Genomic DNA, 19,069 nt, shown 5'->3' on the forward strand with positions numbered 1-19,069 from the left:
CCAGTTTAATGGTATGCGTGAAAGCAAGCATGAGAATAAGTCCTAAAGATCCCGAATGGACGGCGCCGAAGACCGGATGGGATTGGCGCGACGACAATGTGCTGCTCGCCAGCGCATGGCTCGCAGAGCTTGTCCAGCGTCGAACCTGGCACCAGCGGCTTGAAGCGACCCGCGACCGCTTTCTTGCGGCGAAAGAGAGCTGGGCGCGTGGCAATCCCGTCCCATTCTATGATCCGGCGGATACTGCCGCTTGGTACGTTTTCCAGGCTAATGCTTACGCGGCGGATCGCCTGAACTGGGTGCCGGAAGAAGCGGTTCGCATGGTGCCGACCTTTACCCGGATTGGCGAGGAATTGACCACGCTGCTTTCGATTGGCGGCGCCGAAGACCGGGCCGCCCGGCTGATGAACGCCGATCGGAGCCAGCCCGATGGCGGACTGTTCGAGCTGCTGGTCGCGCTTGCATACCGACGGGACGGTTGGAATACAGTCTTTGTCCCTGAGCGACCCGGAGTCGCCAAGACCCACGACCTCAATGTTAGCAAGGGGCGGCAGCGCTGGGCTGTTGAGTGCAAGCGTATGGACCGTTCGAGTTACGATGCGCGGGAACGTACTCGCGGCCAGGTTCTGGCTCAGCCCGTCCATCGGCTTTCGCTAGAAGCCTATCGGTCAATCTACATGCAGGTCGCGTACGATGCCGAGCTAAGTGCGATCCCTGACGATTACCTTGCCCGGCATGCATCGGACTATCTGAACGGCGTTGGGCCGAATTATTGGCGCGATGGCCATGGCATAGGCACTATCCGCGAAATTGACTGGTCGCTGGCGCATCGCGTTCTTGCCAAGGACGAGGTTTACTACGGTTCGAGCAGAATGATAGAATTGCTTATCGGCCAGTATGACCACGACTTCGCGCATTCAATGGCCGGGAAGTGGCGACCGAGCCTCAGCCGTCCATTCTGGGCGGACATGGTCTATCACGCCAGTGTTATTGGGTGGCGTAATCAATCGCGGGAGGCGATCCGCCAGAAGGCGCGGCATTTCCGATCAACAGTGGCGAAAGCGGCCGCACAGCTTCCCAAGGATCGGCCCGGTGTTGTTCATGTCGGCGTTGAATCCTGGGCGGGTGGCACGGCTGACGGCGTCCGACATTTCCGCAACAAGCTTGAGATGCTCGACTTCGATCCGGGCGATACGCGCCTGCGATGGGTCTACGGCGAGTATGTTGCGCCTGAAGTCACAACACGGTCGGATGAGAGCTGGGCGATCGAGGAAACCTCGGCCTCCTATCGCGTAGGACGTCATGGAACACGCGAGCCGCTACCATATCACATGCTGCTGACTCCCGAGATCAAGATCAATCGCGGCGTCCACTGGGATCCGGCCAGCCAGTATCCGCTCGACCGATCATAGTCGGGAGCCCCGCCTCAGTCTCGCCGCTGACCGAACTGGGCACAGCGGACTACGCCGAGGGATCAGTCGGCAAGCGGCCTACTTGCTTAAGGACGTCCGAGACCTGGCGGCAATACTCGGGGTTGGCGGTCAGGAAATCTTGGATCGAATGCCGAAAGGGTGGCGGGCTGCCGTGGAGCGATCCGTTTTCGTGCAGCCAGTCAACGACCGGCAAGAAGCCGTGGAGTTCGTTGGCCGACTCGTATCGGCCGTTATCGACCGCACTTTCCATACTCAGCCTCGCCCAGACGACGTCACCATAGACCTGGTTTATCGTTGCTCGTGCATCGGCCGGGCAGGTCTTGCCGTCCCAGGTATAGTATCCATGCAGCCCCTTGAGCACGGTGTCGCCTACGCGTACGATGATCTCGAAATAGCCTAGCATTGTTTGCTTATGCGACTGAGCTTGGTGGATTGCATACGCCAGATGCTTTTTGTCGAAGGCGTGCAAATCGACGCTAACGTCGCTACCCGAAAGCCGCTCCAGATACGCGCGCGCCGCCTCATGCCAGACCGGCTCGAACGCGATGAACCCGAGGAAAGCGTCCGTTGCCATCTTCCACGACGTTGCAACGGCAGGCGTGACAGTCGCGCGGTAGCTGTGCCGGTTCGGTCGCTCGCTCCCCCCGAGCGGTGACACGGCCAAGGCCGCGCTCAGGATCCTGGCGTCATCGTTGATGAATTCGAGTTTCGGCCAGTCGCCGACCCGTTCAACGCGATGCAGCGCGTAGCGCTCCTGCAGCGCATGGAGCATTTCCGGGTTTCCGTGGGTCCAGCCGTTGGCAAATTCTGGAAGCTGATCGTGCGGGACGTCGCCAATCCAGCCCTTCGCATCTGCTTCGGGCTCCCAGCCGCGGGCCGCATAGGGGAAGTCCTCCCCGATCCGTTTGCCAATTATCGCCTCGATGCGATCGTGGACTCCGTCCGGCACGCGCCATACACAAATTATCATGGGATAGGGCGATCGTCCCGCTCCCAGCGGCTCCTTGGGTTCGAACAGCAGCAGGGCGAGCCGCACGAACTGCAATCGAGATGCGCGTGACCTGATAAAGGCGACGTAGCGCTCCCGCGGCTCGCTTGTGTCGAACCAAATCAAGTCCATGTCGGGACTGAGCTGCGGGAGGAATCGCAGCGTCTTGAGCGCAATCGGCCGCAGAACTACAGCACCGGCTTCTGACTTGGCCTGCAGCGCCGTGACATCGACGCTGGCCGAATACGCAAAATATGACAGCAGCAGGAGCAGTTCACTCCAATGGGTCGAGACGACGACGCAACGGATCATCTCTCTCGGGACCCTGTCTCGCTCCACGAGAAGGGTAACGTATTTGCTCAGCTCATTCAGTGTGCCGCGAGCGCTGTTGTCGCTGCGCTTAATCTCGACGCAAACGATGTGATCGAACGCATCGCGAGCAAGGATATCGATGCGTCCCCCAGATCCGTTGGCGTTGTCGAGCACGTACTCGGTTTTGAGATGCACAAGCCCAGGCTCAATGAGTTCCATCCGCTCGGCTAGATGGTCTCGAAACTCGTCTTCATTGGAAAAGAGGTTCAATACCGGCTTCGGTGCATTTTTATCCGGCGAGCTGTTCATGACTCGGTTGATAGCCGAGATCGATGTATCGAGGGAGAATGATCGACGTAAACGAGATGAGAGATTCCATTCTGGCGGCTTACGACCTGCCAAACGTCGATGAGCGCTATACCTTCTATTACGATGAGACAAACAACGTCCGAAAGCTGCATCTCACATCGGCCGGGATGAATATCCGCCGACCGGACTGTTTCGTGCTGGGCGGGATCGTTCATCGAGGTTCGCCGCGGCCGATCGCCCTCGCCGAGCTTCATGCAGCGCTGCGCCTCCAGCCATCGGTGAAAGAGATCAAGCTGAAGCATTTAGGCGCCGGCGGTTTCCTCGATCTGCTCGCCTCATCGAAGGTCGAGACGTTACTCGACTGGCTGACGGCGAAAAAGTTTCTGCTGCACTATCAAGTGATCGATCTGCTTTATTGGTCGATCGTCGACATCGTGGATTCGATCGTCACAGAAGTCGGCGAGCCGGTGCTGATGGCGGCGCATTTGCTCCTTAAGGATAGCCTCTATACCGTGCTGTGCGACGATGTAGACGGCACCGCCGAGCTGCTCGGCCGCTACAACTACCCAGATGTCGGACGCGAGCGCCGGTCGGCCTTCATTGCCGAGCTGCGGGACCTGGTCGAGCATCGCGAGCCGCTGCTCGAGCATTTCCCCTTCTATATGTTGAAGGGCTTGTTGCAGGCGTCCAGGGGACTGGAGTCCCTGCCCTATCTGGAAGACGAGACGCCCAACGTCCTTATCGACGGCTTTGGCTCGTTCTTTTTGAATCGGCTTTGTCTCTTCACGAAGGCGCAGCACATCCTCGACGACGAAAAGCAGATCGAGGCATATCTCGAATCGCTCCCCTTGAACGACAACGGCGTTCCGCTCCGCCACTTCCGGTTTGCCAATTCCCAGTCCGAGCCAGGCGTGCAGTTGTCTGACCCTGTAGCAGGACTACTTGGCAAGCTGTTCAGCCATCTCAATCGCACGCCGCTCGACGAACTCGAGGAGGAGATGGCCAACTTAACGAATCAACAGCGGCGCAGTCTCAGGCTTCTGGCTCGATTGCTCGACGCATCAGCCGACGAATGCCCGGCGTTCGCGCAATACGTTATCTCCGCTAAGGATCGCCATCGCGCCAGCTTCGTACTTGAGGGTGAAGCTCTCACTTTTGAGAGATGAAATTGAATCGTTCGCCCACGGGTTTAATCGATTTCGCTGAGTATAGCCTTCCAAGGAGGAACCTCGGCTTCAATGACTTCGATGCAAGGACGGAAATTCCAAAATTAAGTGATAGCACCAAAATTCGGGAGGATATGGCTTTCCAGCCGGTACGGTCCGCACATGCTTCGACCACCTATTCGTTTCCGTGGGCAAATCGGTCACCTCCTCAAGCGCAACTCCCAGCTTCCCGGCGATCGCTTTGAGCGCGTCATTAGGCGTCCCGGCCAGAAGATAGCCCAGCATTGCCCCCGATTCCGAAAACGGCGCGTATCGGCATGTCAGGTATTCGTCAGTCACGTCACGCACGTAAGCGGCCACGCTGCCCGGCGTCTCAAGCACCTTGGCTTCAAGCGGCCACATGATCCGTTCGTCGGCCCGAAGTACGAAGGCCAAGTCGTATTCGGGCGGTTGAGCGGGCGGGGCTCTCATCGTTTCACGCTCGAAGGGGCCGTGCTGGACGTAGAAGGGTTCATCCCCAGTCATCGCGTCTCTCACACGCGGTTCCAAGAGCTGGGTGATGCTTCTCTCCAAGTCCCGCCCGTCAATGGTCGGTTCGGACGTGACAAGATTTTCGTACGCTAGCCAAATGAATGCGAGAAATTGCCGTGCAGGATCTTTAACCCATGATCGTGCCAATTGGACGAAGGCAGGATCGACTGAGCGTGGCAAAGTCCCTGCTGCGGCGACAGACATCATTGAACCGCCTCGGGCCTCTCATCCGCTTCCCGCCCCCATGTAAACAGATCGAGAGCAACCTCGTCTGCGTCTTGCAGCCCGGTGCTACGGGTCCAGAACCGCTTCTGATCGGGCTTGATGATAAACACCGTAGGTATGCCGCTGCTCGCGTCGTAGATGCGAACGAAACGCTGATTGTAGATACCGCCGTCTTTGCCCTTTGAACCAAGATTCAGTTGGTGAAACTCGTTCAGCAGTTCTGCCGAACCAATCCTCTTCACATCGATTGACTCGGCGGATTCACCACCCAGCGTGAAGGCAATCAATCGATACGGCATGCGTTCTTTATCAGATTGAAAAATCGTCGCAGCGATCGGCTTGTCTGCACCGAAGCCCGCCTTCAGCACCCTTATAAAGAAGCTGCAATAGGATCGGAGGTGCAATTCATCGCCATTGTGATCCGCGTTGGTGCTTTGTCTCCCGATCGACCGCTCACCTTCAAGAAAGTCGCTAAGCGTAAAGCCCATCATGTCCTCGATAAGCACGCGTTCAGCGTCCTTGAGGTTGAACAATTCAAACACGATTGGATCGATCTCCGCATGAGAGCGGACTTCACCGAGTTGGTCGGGAGCGCGCGGCGGCAGGGGCAGGCCGAGAAGCTCCGACTTCGACGGCTTGGGGATGAACACAAACCTGCCGCTCGTAAGTAGAAGAAAATATACAGCCAGATAGCTGTTGAAAACCAAGCAGGCCGCTTCAAGATCACTGCGGCAGGCTGAATGCAGGGAATAGTAGCTTTCGTTGCAGAGAAGTCCGGTTTGACGCGCAGAACGAGTCAACCGGGCATGAAAGCGACCACTCGGCTTATTCCAGCTCTGTTTTACGATAAGCTGCGGCCATGCAAAGGCCGCAACATCCGTAGAAGCACGGGAATCCACTGCTACATTGCCAAACCGAGGAAATCCCTCGACGTCTAAGAACGGAAACGTACTATCAAAGGGAAACATCCTATCGTTAAATATCTGCATATCTTTATACGCAGCGATGGTTTTTTTCCTATCGCCAAACTTCACGCCCTGCCGACTTACCAAGCCATCAATTTTTTCCACGGTCGGAAAAGTATTCAACTTATCGACGAGTTGAAGGTCGCGCCTCGTTCCCCACATCAGCTTTGACCATATCGCGGGATCTTCGATCGCCTCGGCGACTGTCAGCGTTTTGCGGTCTTGCGGCTCGATGACGATTGTGAACTCGTCCAGTAGAGGCACGGTGTGCTTGGGGCTGACGTAGCTTATGACGTCTTCCCGCGATGGCGCGGTTCGCTCAAGGATAGCGACGCAACAAGGCGATACCGATGTCTCTTTGGTATGCGTCTTTCGCTTGAAGACGCTAAACCGCAGCGCGGACAGGTTATAGATCTTCCGCACTCTGTGCTGGGAGAACAGCGCCTTCCGAAATTCTACTGCCGGACCGCTAATGTTGAATAGGAGCGAGTTTGCCGATTGTATCAAGGCAATCCTGCCTTCAGGCTTCGAAAGTACTGCGGCCTTCGCCAGAAACAGGCCGCCAATGTCATTGTTGGCAACCGGCCATTTGTGCGAGGGATCGCTCGCCCAGACCTTGGCGATATCGGTGATAACGCCGTCGCCCCAAGGGGCGTTGCCGATGACCAGATGATAGGACTGTTCATCGTCCTTTGACCGAAAGCCTTCATGGCTCTCATCAAAAAAGTCCGCGCAAATCAGCCTGCGCTGGCGCATCGTCGGAAATATCACTTGGGTCCAATAATGCCTCGGCTCTATCTCATCACACATCGCCAGGTATAGACTGAAACATGCCACGCGAACGGCGTGCGGATCGATATCAACACCGAATATGTTTCGCTCCAGCAAGCGCCGAAGAGTCTCCGCTCGAATTAGCTTGTCCGGATTCGCATTCCTCCACCGATGAACAAGCCGCTGGAAGGCTTTGACCAAAAAGACACCCGATCCGCATGAGGGATCGATGATCTTGAGATCCCATTCAGCACCATCCCACGGAAGAACTTCGTCAAGGACGAAATCGACAAGGTATGGTGGGGTGTAAAAAATGCCGTCGCGCGCAGCACGCTCCGTAACGAACGTCTCATAAATACTACTGATGAATTCGAGCGGGATGACGTCGAAAGCATATTGTGGCCAGAGACACATCTGCCGGGCAGGCATGTCCAGATCGCCCCGGATAAAATCCGCCAAGAGCGAAAGGTGTTTCGGTTTGACGACCTGCTTTTCGGTTGCCCAGCCAACTGCGCGCTCCTCCGCTGTTGCACCCTTACCGGGAAACAAGTCCCCATTGAATTTGGCATTGAGCCAGTCAAACAGGTGATAGGTGTCGGCATAATCGGAAAGCAGCCCGTGGAAAGAGTCATGCACCTTTGCAAGTACACCCTCCCGTTGCAGCCGGTGCAGGCTTGCAACGGTCAGCGCCGGGTTTCCATCCTGATCCTTCCGATCGAACAGGAACTGCACGAAAATAATCCGTGCGAGAAGGTCATGGCAAATATCGTCATTCGTTAGCCCCAGCTGTGAGAGCTGCCCACGAATGTGCCGTAGGTTACCAAGCAGCATCTGGTCGGCGCGACCATCGCGATCAAAGCGAGTCGAGTGTTCGGAAAAGAATGCGCCGGACACCAAGTTAATCCAATGCAGCGCCCGTGCAGCCTGCAACTCAAGGGCATGCGCGCTATCGGCGTGGAGTTCGTCCGCTCGCAGGTCGCGCACCAGGTAATCTTCGAGCGCGCGGTTCGGGTCGGGTGCCTCGCAGCAACTCCATACCCGCAACAGCGATGGCTCGATCGTGACCAGTATGGGGACATGAGAAAAGTTCCAACACAGCCGCTGTAGCTCCCTAAGACTGGCCTCGCTGGGACCGTTCCGGAACTCGGCAACGACAGCCAAAGGTGGTTCGGATGAACGTGCATCAGGATTGGCCATGAGGACCCCGACTCGGGTTTCATCGCCGTCGCACACCCTATGAAGCGCACGACCGATCTTGTTTCGAACTAGCGAAGCGAACACCGACGCGCCCGCTCCGGACGGATGCATAATGGCATCCGGCTCGGGCCAGCCAAGTACTTCATGCGTGCGATCAAGCGACAGAGCAGGACGGTCAGTCACGACAACTCCATCTGCGTTTGCGGATCACCACCGAATTTACCCTTTGTCGCGCTTCCGCGAGACTTTTTCTTGTTCACATCGACGCGATTGAAAACGGGATTGTAGGGGATACCATTGAGGCGAAGCTCAGCAAGGAGCGCCGCGATTATTCCGAGATGCGAGGACACCTCGCCGCGCTTCGAATAATTTGAAACGGAATTTGCCCTCATGCCCAACAGTGCGGCGAAGTCCCGGACGCTCAGACCCGCCTTTCCCAACTCTGATATGAAATCGTCATACGACATTTCGAACTTGGCAATCCTCATGTTTTTATGAGAATGGCACATAAAAAGATGAGTGTCTACCCGGTTCGCCACTCTGAACGAATGGCGAGTTACCGCGTTTGCGCTCCTAAAACCGGACAGTCAGCACAGTCCAACCTAGCGGTCATTTGAGGCTCTAACTACGCTAGCCTTTCTGCCTTTCCGCTACGATACGCCGCCCGCAACTCGCTGTTGCATTCACCCGCTTTGATGTCTCTTTGATCCGTCTCACGAGCGCAGCCGATGATCGGTTGCCTCGCCGACACGAGGCAATTTATGAGCGTGATCCCCATCCCGTCGCAAGCATCGTCGCGCGGAGCGCGTATGCTGCGCACTGCGCTCGGGCCGGAGATCGCCGTCTGGCTTGAAGATGCCTCGGTCATCGAGGTCATGCTCAATCCCGACGGGCGGCTCTGGATCGACCGGCTCGGAGCCGGGATCGCCGATACGGGAAGCGCGATGTGCGCTGCCGATGGCGAACGGATCATCCGCTTGGTGGCGCATCATGTCGGAGCCGAGGTTCATGCCAAGGCACCGCGCGTTTCGGCCGAGCTTCCCGATACGGGCGAGCGCTTCGAAGGTCTGCTGCCGCCGGTGGTGGCTGCGCCGAGCTTCGCGATCCGCAAGCCCGCTGTCGCGGTATTCACGCTCGCTGATTATGTCGCAGCGAAGATCATTTCTCCATGGCAGGCCGACGCGCTGGTTCGCGCCGTTGCGGCCCGAAAGAACATTCTGGTCGCTGGCGGCACGTCGACCGGCAAGACCACCCTCACCAACGCGCTCTTGGCCGAAGTTGCCAAGACCGACGACCGCGTGGTCCTGATCGAAGACACCCGCGAGCTGCAATGCGCCGCGCCCAATCTCGTCTCGCTGCGCACCAAAGACGGCGTGGTCACGCTCTCCGACCTGGTCCGCTCGGCCCTGCGGCTGCGGCCCGACCGAATCCCGATCGGCGAGGTGCGCGGTGCCGAAGCGCTCGACCTGCTCAAGGCCTGGGGCACCGGCCATCCCGGCGGCGTCGGCACGATCCACGCAGGATCCGCGCTTGGGGTCCTGCGGCGCATGGAGCAGCTGATCCAGGAAAGCGTCGTCACTGTGCCGCGCGCCCTGATCGCCGAGACCATCGACGTCATCGCTGTCCTTGTCCGCGACGGGACCGGACGGCGCCTTGCCGAACTCGCCGAGGTCACCGGCCTCGATGCCCACAGCGACTACACCATCCGCCCCATCACACCCCCAGCCACAGGAGTTTCATCGTGATCCAGACCCTATCGCGCGCCCGTGCCCGCCTCTCCGCTGCCATGCTCGGCAGCTTTGTTGCTCTTTCCATCGCGGGCCCTGCTCACGCGGCGGGTTCGTCGATGCCGTGGGAAGCGCCGCTCCAGTCGATCCTTGAATCCATCCAGGGGCCTGTCGCCAAGATCGTTGCGGTCATGATCATCATTGCGACTGGCCTGGCACTCGCTTTCGGCGACACCTCGGGCGGGGCGCGACGGATGATCCAGATTGTGTTCGGCCTGTCGATCGCCTTTGCCGCCTCCTCCTTCTTCCTGTCGTTCTTCTCGTTCGGCGGCGGGGCTCTCGTCTGATGGAGACCATGCCGCCGGAAGCCGTGCCGGGCTTTGTCGTACCGGTTCACCGCGCGCTGACCGAGCATATCCTGCTCGGCGGCGCACCGCGCGGGCTGGCGATCGCCAATGCGACGCTGGCCGCTGCGATTGGGCTGGGCCTGCGCCTGTGGATCGCCGGCGTGGTGATCTTTGCGCTCGGGCACATGGTCTCGGTCTGGGCGGCGCGGCGCGATCCGCAATTCGTCGATGTCGCGCGGCGGCATCTGCGCTTTCCCACTTTCCTGAGGGTCTGAGCCCATGCTCTCGCTTCGCGAATACCGGAACAAGGCCGACCGGCTTGCCGACTTCCTGCCCTGGGCCGCGCTGGTCGCACCCGGCGTGGTGCTCAACAAGGACGGCAGCTTCCAGCGCTCGGCCCGCTTTCGCGGTCCCGATCTCGACAGCGCGACGCCCGCAGAGCTGATCGCTACGACCGCGCGCCTGAACAGCGCGCTGCGGCGACTGGGTTCAGGCTGGGCCATTTTCGTTGAGGCGGTGCGCCGCCCGGCGCTGGATTACCCCGATAGCGACTTTCCCGATCCGGCCTCGGCGCTGGTCGAGCGCGAGCGCGCAGCGCAATTTGCCGAGGAAGGCGCCCATTTCGAGAGCCGCTATTTCCTGACCCTGTTGTGGATGCCGCCCGCCGAAGATGCGGCCCGCACCGAAAGCTGGCTCTACGAGGGCAAGGCCGAAAAGGGCATCAATCCCAAAGAACTGCTCGACCTCTTCGTCGACCGCACCGAGCGCCTGCTGCGTCTGATCGATGGCTTTGTGCCCGAGGTGGCATGGCTCGACGACGGTGAGACGCTGACCTACCTGCACAGCTGCGTCTCCACCCGCAGTCACCGCGTCCGCGTTCCCGAGATCCCGATGCATCTGGACGCGCTGCTGGCCGATGAGCCGCTGACCGGCGGGCTCGAGCCGCGCCTCGGTCGCGCGCATCTGCGCACGCTGACCGTGGTCGGCTTTCCCAGCAGCACCTTCCCGGGTCTGCTCGACGAGCTCAACCGGCTCGCCTTCGCCTATCGCTGGTCGACCCGCGCAGTGATGCTCGACAAGACCGATGCCACCAAACTGACCGCCAAGATCCGGCGGCAATGGTTCGCCAAGCGCAAGTCGGTCGCAAGCATCCTCAAGGAGGTGATGACCAACGAGGCTTCGACGCTGCTCGACAGCGATGCCTCGAACAAGGCCGCCGATGCCGATGCTGCGCTGCAGGAGCTCGGATCGGATTTTGTCGGCCAAGCCTATGTCACCGCCACCGTCACCGTCTGGGACGAGGATCCGGCGCTGGCAGCGGAGAAGCTGCGTCTGGTCGAGAAGGTCATCCAGGGCCGCGACTTCACCGTGATCGTCGAAGGCATGAACGCGGTAGAGGCCTGGCTCGGATCGCTTCCCGGCCATGTCTACGCCAATGTCCGGACACCGCCGATCTCCACGCTCAACCTCGCCCACATGATCCCCCTGTCGGCTGTGTGGGCCGGGCCGGAACGGGACGAACACTTCAACGCCGCCCCATTATTCTATGCGCGGACCGAAGGCTCGACCCCGTTCCGGTTTTCGCTTCATGTCGGCGATGTCGGGCATACGCTGATCGTCGGGCCGACCGGGGCAGGCAAGTCGGTGCTACTCGCGCTGATGGCGCTGCAGCTTCAGCGTTATGATCGCGCCCAGGTCTTTGCCTTCGACTTCGGCGGATCGATCCGTGCAGCGGCGCTGGCCTGCGGTGGGGACTGGCAGGACCTCGGCAACTCGTTGACGGGTTCCGGCCTGGCTGAGGACAGCAATGGCACGGTGCTCTTGCAACCGCTGGCGCGGATCGACGAACCGGCAGAGCGCAACTGGGCGGCCGAATGGCTTCAGGCGATCCTCACTGCCGAAGGCGTGACTATCGATCCCGCGACCAAGGAGCATCTCTGGTCGGCGCTGACTTCCCTCGCCACCGCTCCGATTGCCGAGCGCACGCTTACCGGGCTCGCTGTGCTCCTGCAGTCACAAGCATTGAAACAGGCCCTGACACCCTATTGCATTGGCGGGCCGTTCGGACGGCTGCTTGATGCCGAGAGCGAACATCTGGGGGAAGCCAGCTTTCAGGCCTTCGAGACCGAAGGGCTGACCGGCTCGGCCGCAGCCCCTGCCGTGCTCTCCTACCTGTTCCACCGCATCGAAGGCCGGCTCGACGGCTCGCCGACAATGATCATCATCGACGAGGGCTGGCTTGTCCTCGACAGCCCCGCCTTTGCCGCACAACTGCGCGAATGGCTCAAAACGCTGCGCAAGAAGAATGCGAGCGTGGTGTTTGCAACCCAGAGCCTCGCCGACATCGAAAGCTCGGCGATCGCTCCTGCCATCATCGAGAGCTGCCCTACCCGCATCTTCCTCCCCAACGAACGCGCGATTGAGCCGCAGATATTGGCAATCTATCGCCGCTTTGGCCTCAACGACCGGCAGATTGAGATCATCGCGCGGGCGGCGCCCAAGCGCGATTATTACTGCCAGTCGGCGCGCGGCAACCGATTGTTCGAACTTGGCCTTGGCGAGGTCGCGCTCGCCTTCACCGCCACCTCATCAAAGGCCGACCAGCTCGCGATCGATGCGATCACGGGCGTGCACGGCTGCGCTGACTTTGCTGCGCGCTGGCTGCGCCATCGCGGCCTCGCCTGGGCAGCCGAGCTGCTGCCCGCCCCCTCGCCCCTTCTCAAGCCCGGTCCGCGGTCGGACCAATCCCAGGAGTAGTGCCCATGAAAGCCCGTAAATTCGTCTCGATGCTTGCTGCCAGTGCCGCGGTTCTCTCGGTCAGCGTCGGCGCCATGCTGCCGACCGCTGCCAGGGCACAGATTGGCGGCGTGGTGTTCGACCCGCGCAACTATGCCCAGAACATCCTGACCGCCGCGCGCACGCTCGAGCAGATCAACAACCAGATCCGGCAGCTCCAGAACCAGGCGACCTCGCTCGTCAACGAAGCGCGCAACCTGCAATCGCTGCCACTGACCGTGCTCGAACCGCTGCAAGCGCAGATCCGGCAGACCCAGGCCTTGCTCGGACAGGCGCAGCGCGTGGCTTATGATGTTCGTCAGATCGAACGCGAGTTCCAGAACAACTATCGCGCGGGCGCGATGACGGGGCCGCAGCGCATGCTGGTCCAGGGCGCCGAAGCCCGGTGGCAGAACAGCCTCGGCGCCTTCGAGGATGCCCTACGGGTTCAGGCCGGCGTGGTCGGCAATATCGACGGCACGCGCGGCGCCATCGACAGCCTCGTTGGCTCAAGCCAGTCGGCAACCGGCGCGCTTCAGGCCGCGCAGGCTGGCAATCAGCTGCTGGCGGTGCAGGCGCAGCAGCTCGTGGACCTGACCGCTACGGTCGCCTCGCTCGCGCGGGCACAATCGCTCGACGCCGCTGCACAAGCGGCCGCCAAGGCGCAGGCCCGCGAACAGCTTCGCCGCTTCCTCGGCGATCGCCGGCCCTATGTCCCGGGCAATGCCCGGCTGTTCGGGAACTGAGGCGATGGACAGCAAGCTCTTTGCGCGGATTGGGGCCGGCGCCTTCGTCGCCATTGCCATCACCATGGCCGTGCTCGAACTGCGCGAAGAGCCTGCGCCGCCGCCACGCGATGTCATCGCTGCGGCACATGAAGCCGGAGACGATGCAAAGGCCACCCTCGCCTATTGCGCAGCGCTCGGCCTTGAGGCGGCATCGGTCGATATCTGCACCGCAGCCTGGGCAGCCGAACGCCGCCGGTTCCTGGGGCAGGCCGAGCGTGATGCGGCGGTCGTGCCCCCTGTGACTGACAACAGCGGGGATGCCGCCCTCGATATGACGGGGGATCGCTAACATGGGTGGCACCGCCGTCGTCGACCGCTTCCTCGACATCTTCTCGCGCTACATCGACAGCGGGTTCGGCCTTTTGGGCGGCGAGGTCGCCTTCATCGCAACCACGCTCATCGTCATTGATGTCACACTGGCAGCGCTGTTCTGGTCATGGGGCGAGCAGGGCGACATTCTTGCCCGCCTGGTCAAGAAGACGCTCTTTGTCGGCATCTTTGCCTACATCATCGGCAACTGGAACAGCCTCGCGCGCATCGTGTTCGAAAGTTTCGCCGGGCTTGGCCTCAAGGCCAGTGGCACCGGGTTTACAGCGGCCGAACTGCTGCAGCCGGGCCGGGTCGCGCAAGTGGGGCTCGATGCCGCCTATCCTTTGCTGGAGTCGATCTCCGAACTGCTCGGCTTTGTCAGCTTCTTCGAGAATTTCCTGCAGATCGTGATCCTGCTGGTCGCTTGGGCGATCGTCATCATCGCCTTCTTCATCCTGTCGATCCAGCTGTTCATCACCCTCATCGAGTTCAAGCTGGCAACGCTCTGCGGCTTCGTGCTGATCCCGTTCGGGCTGTTCGGCAAGACCGCCTTCATGGCCGAGCGCGTGCTTGGCCATGTCGTCTCGTCGGGCATCAAGGTGCTGGTGCTTGCGGTGATCGTTGGCATCGGCTCGACCATCTTTTCCGAGTTCACTACCGCTATCGCGGGCGAACCCACGATTGAAGACGCGCTGTCGATCGTGCTGGCAAGCTTGGCGCTGCTCGGCCTCGGCATTTTTGGCCCCGGGATCGCTAATGGCATCGTCTCGGGCGGGCCGCAGCTTGGCGCAGGCGCCGCAGCCGGCACCGCGCTGCTCGCGGGCGGCGCTGCCGCCGGTGCCGTTGCCGGAGCAAAACTGGCGGGCGGCGCGGTGGCCAGTGCTGCCTCCAATGTCGCGCAAGGCACGTCGCGCGCTGCAGGCGGCGCGACCATGGCCTACGCTCTCGGCTCTGCAGGCAAGTCGGGCGGCGCAGCGGTCGCAGGCGGCGCGCGTGCCGTCGGCGAATATGCTGCCAGCGCTGCAACATCGCCGCTGCGCAAGGCCGGTGACGGCGTGAAGCAATCCTTCCGCGAAGGCAGCCGCGACGCCATCACCAAGACCGGCGGCAGCATCACACCCGGACCTAACACGCCGCCGCCCCCGTCGCCCGCAGCTGCCGATCAGGGCCAGCCTGCCTGGGCCAAGGCGATGAAGGACCGGCAGACGATCTCCCATGGCGCGAGCATCGCCGCGCACACGCTCAAATCGGGCGACAGCCACGGCGGCGGCGCCTCGGTCGACACCTCAGAAAAGGACTGACACACATGTTCCGACGACCCTCGATCCGCTATGGCAAGACCCCCGAACCAGAAACGCCCTACCACCGCGCAGCGCAGGTATGGGACGAGCGCATCGGCTCGGCGCGGGTGCAGGCGCGAAGCTGGCGCTATGCCTTTTTCGGCGCGCTCGGCCTGTCCGCTTGTCTCACTGCGGGGATCGTCTGGCAAGGCTCTCAGGGTTCGATCATTCCCTGGGTGGTGCAGGTCGACAAGCTTGGCGAAGCACAGGCTGTCGCCCCTGCGGTCAGCGACTTTGACCCAAGCGACCCGCAGATCGCATTCCACCTGGCACGCTTCATCGAGCAGGTGCGCAGCATTCCCGACGATCCGATCATTGTCCGCCAGAACTGGCTGCGCGCCTATGACTTTGTCACCGATCGCGGCGCATTGGTGCTCAACGATTATGCCCGGACCAACGATCCCTTCGCGGCTGTAGGCCGCGAACAGGTCGGGATAGATGTCACCAGCGTCATCCGCGCCTCGCCGATCAGCTTCCGCGTTGCCTGGGTCGAACGCCGCTACCGCGATGGCAGCCTCGCCGAGACCAGTCGCTGGACCGCGATCCTGACGATCACCGTTCAGACCCCGCGCACCCCCGATGCCCTGCGCAAGAATCCGCTCGGCATCTTCGTCAATGCCATCAACTGGTCAAAGGAACTTGGCTCATGATCTCGCCCATTCCCGGTCGCCTTGCAGTGACCCTCTTTTCCGTCCTGCTTGGAACAACTGCCTGTCCGGCTTCAGCACAGATGGTGTCAGCAGAGTTGGCGCCAGTGGTCGTCGAGGCGGCGACCACCGCAACAATGCAGACGCAATCCGAACCGCGGCGAGTCCCCTCCCGCGCCGCGCGCCGCTCCCAGCCATCTGCCCCCAGGGACCGGGTGGGAGCGGCAAACGCCGCCGCGCGCGTGCAGCCCGAGGGCGAGCAGTTCATCAACGCGATCCAGAACTATGCCTGGGCTCCCGGCGCGCTCTATCAGGTCTATGCCGCGCCGGGACAGGTGACCGACATTGCGCTGCAGGAAGGCGAGCAGCTGGTTGGCGCCGGACCTGTCGCTGCGGGCGATACCGTGCGCTGGCTGATCGGCGACACCGTAAGCGGGCGCGGGGCCAATGCGCGGGTCCACATTCTGGTCAAGCCGGTCCGCTCCGACATCACCACCAACCTTGTCATCAACACCGACCGCCGCACCTATCACATCGAGCTGCGTGCCAATCCGTCGGTCTACATGGCGTCGGTCTCCTGGACCTATCCGCAGGACGAGTTGATCGCCTTGCAACAGGCGCAGGAAGCCGAGGCGCGCGCGGCACCAATTGCTGCCAGTATTCCGGTCGAGGCGCTCAATTTTGGCTATCGCCTGTTGGGCGATCGGCCCTCCTGGCGACCGGTGCGCGTGTTCGATGACGGGCGGCAGACCTTTATCGAGTTTCCCGAAAGCGTGGAGCAAGGTCAGATGCCGCCGCTGTTCGGGCTTGGCGAGGGCAATCAGGCCGAGCTCCTCAACTACCGCGTGTCCGGCCGCTTTATGATCGTCGACCGGCTGCTCGAGCGCGCCGAACTGCGCCTTGGCGACCGCCGTTCGCAGCAGCGCGTCGAGATCCGCAAGGAACGCCGGAGGTCGCCGTCATGAGCGACGAAGCTGCTCCAACGCCAGAAGAGGCGGTCAAGCTGCGCGGCGATCCGCCGCGCGTCATGCGGCTGTCGCGCAAGGCCATCGGCATCGCGTCGGCTTGCGGCTTTGCCCTTGTCGGCGGTGCGCTGATCTATGCCCTGCAGCCCGCGAGCCAGGCCGAGCGCGAGGAGCTGCTCAACACCGAAGGCGCGGCGCAGCCCGACGCATTGGCCGATGCCCCTCGCGACTATGGTGATGTCCCCAAGCTGGGCCCGCCCCTGCCCGGCGATCTCGGCGCGCCGATCCTGGCGGCACAACAGCGCGGGGATGTCGCCGAGCTTCCGCCGATCGGCGCTGCGCCGCCCACTGGCCCTGCGCCAACGCCTGCGCAAACGGCAGCCGAGACGGAACGCCAGCGGCTGCTGCAGGAACGCAGCGCCGCTCGCGAAAGCCGCCTGTTCTTTGGTGGCGGTGCGGGAGCAGCTGCTGTCGGTGACGGATCGGAAGTTGCCGATGCCGGCGGTGGGCCGCCGGTGCCCCAGCTCGCTGCCGAGGCGCCGCGCCCTGCTTTTGCCGACCGCCCCGCCGAGCGCCGGACGGTATCAGCCAGTCGGATCGAGCCGCCAGCGGGCACCCATGTCTTGCAGGCGGGCAGCATCATTCCTGCAGCACTCATCACCGGGATCCGCTCTGATCTTCCAGGTCAGGTCACCGCGCAGGTGACCGAACCTGTCCATGACAGCGTCACCGGCCGCATCCTGCTCATCCCCCAAGGGTCTCGGCTGATCGGCGACTATAATGCCGACGTGTCCTTCGGACAGCGCCGGGTGCAGCTCGCATGGAACCGGCTGATCCTGCCCGATGGCCGGTCGATCGTGCTCGAACGCCAACCCGGCGGCGACCCATCCGGCTTTGCCGGGCTGCAGGACGGCGTGGACTTTCATTGGGGCGGCGTTCTGCGGGCCGCGCTGGTCTCGACCCTGCTGGGTGTTGGCGGCGAGCTTGGCGCGGGCAATGACGACAATCTCACCCGCGCGCTGCGCCGAGGCTCGCAGGACAGCATCGGCCGCGCGGGCGAACAGGTCGTCAGCCGCGAGCTCGATGTGCGGCCAACATTGACGATCCGTCCGGGTTTTCCCGTGCGCGTACTCGTGACCCGTGATCTGATATTGGGAGACGAGTCATGACCCGATTGAAATTGGCCGACCTGGCCGACGAAAAGCCGGTCAAGGTAACCATCGAGCTCTCGTCCCGACTTCACCGCGAACTGCTCTCCTATGGCTTGGCGATCAACGGCGGCGATACCAAAGATGCTCCCACACCCGAGCGGCTGATCCCGCCGATGATCGAGCGCTTCATCGCGACCGACCGGTCCTTCGCCAGATTGCGGCGCTCGGGTCAGGCCGGGTAGCGTTCGCTGAGCAGTTCAAAGAACCGCTTCAGCGCTGGGTTGTCGTTATCCTCGCGCCAGTAGAACGCATAGTCGAGCCGCGCAGGGCCGCCCTGATCCATGATCTCGAGGAACGTCAGTTCCGGCCATTGCACCCCGATCGAGGCTTCGGTGGCAAGCGTGACGTACCGCCCGAACGGGACCGTGCTCAGAACACTTTCGAGGCTTGTGTCTTGCACGATCAGGTGGGCACGATAGCCCTGATCTGACAATCGACACTTCAGATTGCGGGCCATGGCGGGCCCCACGCCTTGGCTGGGCAGCACGAGAACCTGTCGGCGCAAATCACTCCAGTGAATCCGGTCTGATGTGGCCAATTGATGGTCTTTCGGCAACGCAACAAGCAATCGCTCCGACCATGCCGAGCGCCGCGAGATGCCGGCGTCGTGCGCGTCCGATGGCATCAGCGCGACGTCGATGATCCGGGCCTTCAGATCGCTGAGCATCCGCTCGGGATCGGCTTCGATCCCGTCAAACTGAATATCGGGGTGACGCCGCATATATTCGCCAATGGTCGCGCGCATATTGCCGGCCATCAGGGACGCAGAAAAGCCGACCGCGATCCTGCCTTCCTCGCCATAGCTGACCGCGCGGGCTGTCGTCTGAAGATTGTCGATATCGGTGAGAATGCGCCGGGCAACACTGAGGAACGCCTTGCCTTGTTCGGTCGGTATTGCGCCGCGCGTGCTGCGTTCGAAGAGCTTGATCCCGAGGCGCGCTTCCAGGGCGGCTATTCGTCTGCTCAAGGTCGATTGCTTGATGCGCATTGCTTCGGCGGCGCGTGAGAAATTCTGGGCATCGGCGGTGGCTACCGCAAATCTGAGCTGACGCACTTCGATCAT

Annotated in this window: 18 protein-coding genes; 13 read left to right on the forward strand and 5 right to left on the reverse strand. The window is 61.6% G+C overall.

Annotated elements, in window-relative coordinates; translation table 11 throughout:
* The first annotated feature begins 29 nt into the window (after positions 1–29).
* A complete protein-coding gene (locus NDB2M1_RS00290; RefSeq protein ID WP_143146567.1) occupies positions 30–1,412 on the forward strand; it encodes a hypothetical protein in 1,383 nt (460 codons plus the stop codon).
* A gap of 49 nt (positions 1,413–1,461) precedes the next feature.
* Here the strand turns inward: NDB2M1_RS00290 and NDB2M1_RS00295 are convergent, their stop codons facing one another.
* Positions 1,462–3,042, reverse strand: a complete 1,581-nt coding sequence (locus tag NDB2M1_RS00295) for an endonuclease NucS domain-containing protein (protein ID WP_072378582.1) — start codon at positions 3,040–3,042, stop codon at positions 1,462–1,464.
* Positions 3,043–3,080: 38 nt separating this feature from the next.
* On the opposite strand from NDB2M1_RS00295, the gene NDB2M1_RS00300 reads away from it, so the two are divergent.
* Entirely contained in the window at positions 3,081–4,208 is a 1,128-nt protein-coding gene (locus NDB2M1_RS00300; protein WP_072378584.1) for a DUF3800 domain-containing protein, read from the forward strand.
* Positions 4,209–4,277: 69 nt separating this feature from the next.
* Here the strand turns inward: NDB2M1_RS00300 and NDB2M1_RS00305 are convergent, their stop codons facing one another.
* The 3 genes from NDB2M1_RS00305 to NDB2M1_RS00315 are packed head-to-tail and all read right to left on the reverse strand — an operon-like array spanning position 4,278 to position 8,385.
* On the reverse strand, positions 4,278–4,943 hold the full coding sequence (locus NDB2M1_RS00305; protein ID WP_240884045.1) for a hypothetical protein: 666 nt from the start codon (positions 4,941–4,943) through the stop codon (positions 4,278–4,280).
* The gene (locus tag NDB2M1_RS00310) at positions 4,943–8,080 is read right to left on the reverse strand and encodes an HsdM family class I SAM-dependent methyltransferase (RefSeq protein ID WP_223806841.1); all 3,138 of its coding nucleotides are present in this window, start codon (positions 8,078–8,080) and stop codon (positions 4,943–4,945) included. The genes NDB2M1_RS00305 and NDB2M1_RS00310 overlap by 1 nt, the downstream gene beginning before the upstream one ends.
* Positions 8,077–8,385 (reverse strand): XRE family transcriptional regulator, encoded by a 309-nt coding sequence (locus NDB2M1_RS00315; protein WP_253185731.1) that lies wholly within the window; start codon positions 8,383–8,385, stop codon positions 8,077–8,079. Before NDB2M1_RS00315 ends, NDB2M1_RS00310 begins: the two co-directional genes overlap by 4 nt.
* 273 nt (positions 8,386–8,658) lie before the next feature.
* On the opposite strand from NDB2M1_RS00315, the gene trbB reads away from it, so the two are divergent.
* From trbB to NDB2M1_RS00370, 11 genes are all read left to right on the forward strand, one after another.
* Positions 8,659–9,642, forward strand: coding sequence for a P-type conjugative transfer ATPase TrbB (gene trbB, locus NDB2M1_RS00320; protein ID WP_072379960.1), 984 nt, complete (start codon positions 8,659–8,661; stop codon positions 9,640–9,642).
* A complete protein-coding gene (locus NDB2M1_RS00325; protein ID WP_066528292.1) occupies positions 9,639–9,971 on the forward strand; it encodes a TrbC/VirB2 family type IV secretion system protein in 333 nt (110 codons plus the stop codon). The genes trbB and NDB2M1_RS00325 overlap by 4 nt, the downstream gene beginning before the upstream one ends.
* On the forward strand, positions 9,971–10,246 hold the full coding sequence (locus NDB2M1_RS00330) for a VirB3 family type IV secretion system protein (protein ID WP_066528291.1): 276 nt from the start codon (positions 9,971–9,973) through the stop codon (positions 10,244–10,246). Before NDB2M1_RS00325 ends, NDB2M1_RS00330 begins: the two co-directional genes overlap by 1 nt.
* 4 nt (positions 10,247–10,250) lie before the next feature.
* A complete protein-coding gene (gene trbE, locus NDB2M1_RS00335; RefSeq protein ID WP_066528290.1) occupies positions 10,251–12,728 on the forward strand; it encodes a conjugal transfer protein TrbE in 2,478 nt (825 codons plus the stop codon).
* Positions 12,729–12,733: 5 nt separating this feature from the next.
* Positions 12,734–13,492 (forward strand): P-type conjugative transfer protein TrbJ, encoded by a 759-nt coding sequence (gene trbJ / locus NDB2M1_RS00340; protein WP_143146568.1) that lies wholly within the window; start codon positions 12,734–12,736, stop codon positions 13,490–13,492.
* 4 nt (positions 13,493–13,496) lie between these two features.
* On the forward strand, positions 13,497–13,823 hold the full coding sequence (gene trbK-alt / locus NDB2M1_RS00345) for a putative entry exclusion protein TrbK-alt (RefSeq protein ID WP_066528285.1): 327 nt from the start codon (positions 13,497–13,499) through the stop codon (positions 13,821–13,823).
* Between the two features lies 1 nt (position 13,824).
* Complete coding sequence (gene trbL, locus NDB2M1_RS00350; RefSeq protein WP_066528283.1) at positions 13,825–15,144, forward strand: P-type conjugative transfer protein TrbL; 1,320 nt, start codon at positions 13,825–13,827, stop codon at positions 15,142–15,144.
* Between the two features lie 5 nt (positions 15,145–15,149).
* Positions 15,150–15,833: a conjugal transfer protein TrbF gene (gene trbF / locus NDB2M1_RS00355; RefSeq protein ID WP_066528281.1), complete on the forward strand. Its 684-nt coding sequence runs from the start codon at positions 15,150–15,152 to the stop codon at positions 15,831–15,833.
* Between the two features lie 80 nt (positions 15,834–15,913).
* The gene (gene trbG, locus NDB2M1_RS00360) at positions 15,914–16,795 is read left to right on the forward strand and encodes a P-type conjugative transfer protein TrbG (RefSeq protein WP_371328181.1); all 882 of its coding nucleotides are present in this window, start codon (positions 15,914–15,916) and stop codon (positions 16,793–16,795) included.
* Positions 16,792–17,964 carry a TraB/TrbI/VirB10 family type IV secretion system protein gene (locus NDB2M1_RS00365; RefSeq protein ID WP_066528280.1) on the forward strand — a complete coding sequence of 391 codons (1,173 nt, stop codon included), beginning with the start codon at positions 16,792–16,794 and terminating at the stop codon, positions 17,962–17,964. The genes trbG and NDB2M1_RS00365 overlap by 4 nt, the downstream gene beginning before the upstream one ends.
* The gene (locus NDB2M1_RS00370) at positions 17,961–18,188 is read left to right on the forward strand and encodes a DUF2274 domain-containing protein (RefSeq protein ID WP_066528277.1); all 228 of its coding nucleotides are present in this window, start codon (positions 17,961–17,963) and stop codon (positions 18,186–18,188) included. The genes NDB2M1_RS00365 and NDB2M1_RS00370 overlap by 4 nt, the downstream gene beginning before the upstream one ends.
* On the opposite strand, the gene NDB2M1_RS00375 is transcribed toward NDB2M1_RS00370, so the two are convergent.
* Positions 18,176–19,069 (reverse strand): LysR family transcriptional regulator, encoded by an 894-nt coding sequence (locus NDB2M1_RS00375; protein WP_072378592.1) that lies wholly within the window; start codon positions 19,067–19,069, stop codon positions 18,176–18,178. The genes NDB2M1_RS00370 and NDB2M1_RS00375 overlap by 13 nt on opposite strands.

The sequence above is a fragment of the Novosphingobium sp. NDB2Meth1 genome (assembly GCF_900117425.1).
Classification (GTDB): Bacteria; Pseudomonadota; Alphaproteobacteria; order Sphingomonadales; family Sphingomonadaceae; genus Novosphingobium.

Coding starts and splice junctions, on each gene's coding strand:
- trbK-alt (WP_066528285.1), top strand. CDS start 13,497: ATGGACAGCAAGCTCTTTGCGCGGATTGGGGCCGGCGCCTTCGTCGCC.
- NDB2M1_RS00295 (WP_072378582.1), bottom strand. CDS start 3,042: ATGAACAGCTCGCCGGATAAAAATGCACCGAAGCCGGTATTGAACCTC.
- NDB2M1_RS00330 (WP_066528291.1), top strand. CDS start 9,971: ATGGAGACCATGCCGCCGGAAGCCGTGCCGGGCTTTGTCGTACCGGTT.
- trbJ (WP_143146568.1), top strand. CDS start 12,734: ATGAAAGCCCGTAAATTCGTCTCGATGCTTGCTGCCAGTGCCGCGGTT.
- NDB2M1_RS00305 (WP_240884045.1), bottom strand. CDS start 4,943: ATGTCTGTCGCCGCAGCAGGGACTTTGCCACGCTCAGTCGATCCTGCC.
- NDB2M1_RS00315 (WP_253185731.1), bottom strand. CDS start 8,385: ATGAGGATTGCCAAGTTCGAAATGTCGTATGACGATTTCATATCAGAG.
- trbB (WP_072379960.1), top strand. CDS start 8,659: ATGAGCGTGATCCCCATCCCGTCGCAAGCATCGTCGCGCGGAGCGCGT.
- NDB2M1_RS00290 (WP_143146567.1), top strand. CDS start 30: ATGAGAATAAGTCCTAAAGATCCCGAATGGACGGCGCCGAAGACCGGA.
- NDB2M1_RS00370 (WP_066528277.1), top strand. CDS start 17,961: ATGACCCGATTGAAATTGGCCGACCTGGCCGACGAAAAGCCGGTCAAG.
- NDB2M1_RS00375 (WP_072378592.1), bottom strand. CDS start 19,069: ATGATCGAAGTGCGTCAGCTCAGATTTGCGGTAGCCACCGCCGATGCC.
- NDB2M1_RS00300 (WP_072378584.1), top strand. CDS start 3,081: ATGATCGACGTAAACGAGATGAGAGATTCCATTCTGGCGGCTTACGAC.
- trbF (WP_066528281.1), top strand. CDS start 15,150: ATGTTCCGACGACCCTCGATCCGCTATGGCAAGACCCCCGAACCAGAA.
- trbE (WP_066528290.1), top strand. CDS start 10,251: ATGCTCTCGCTTCGCGAATACCGGAACAAGGCCGACCGGCTTGCCGAC.
- trbL (WP_066528283.1), top strand. CDS start 13,825: ATGGGTGGCACCGCCGTCGTCGACCGCTTCCTCGACATCTTCTCGCGC.
- trbG (WP_371328181.1), top strand. CDS start 15,914: ATGGTGTCAGCAGAGTTGGCGCCAGTGGTCGTCGAGGCGGCGACCACC.
- NDB2M1_RS00365 (WP_066528280.1), top strand. CDS start 16,792: ATGAGCGACGAAGCTGCTCCAACGCCAGAAGAGGCGGTCAAGCTGCGC.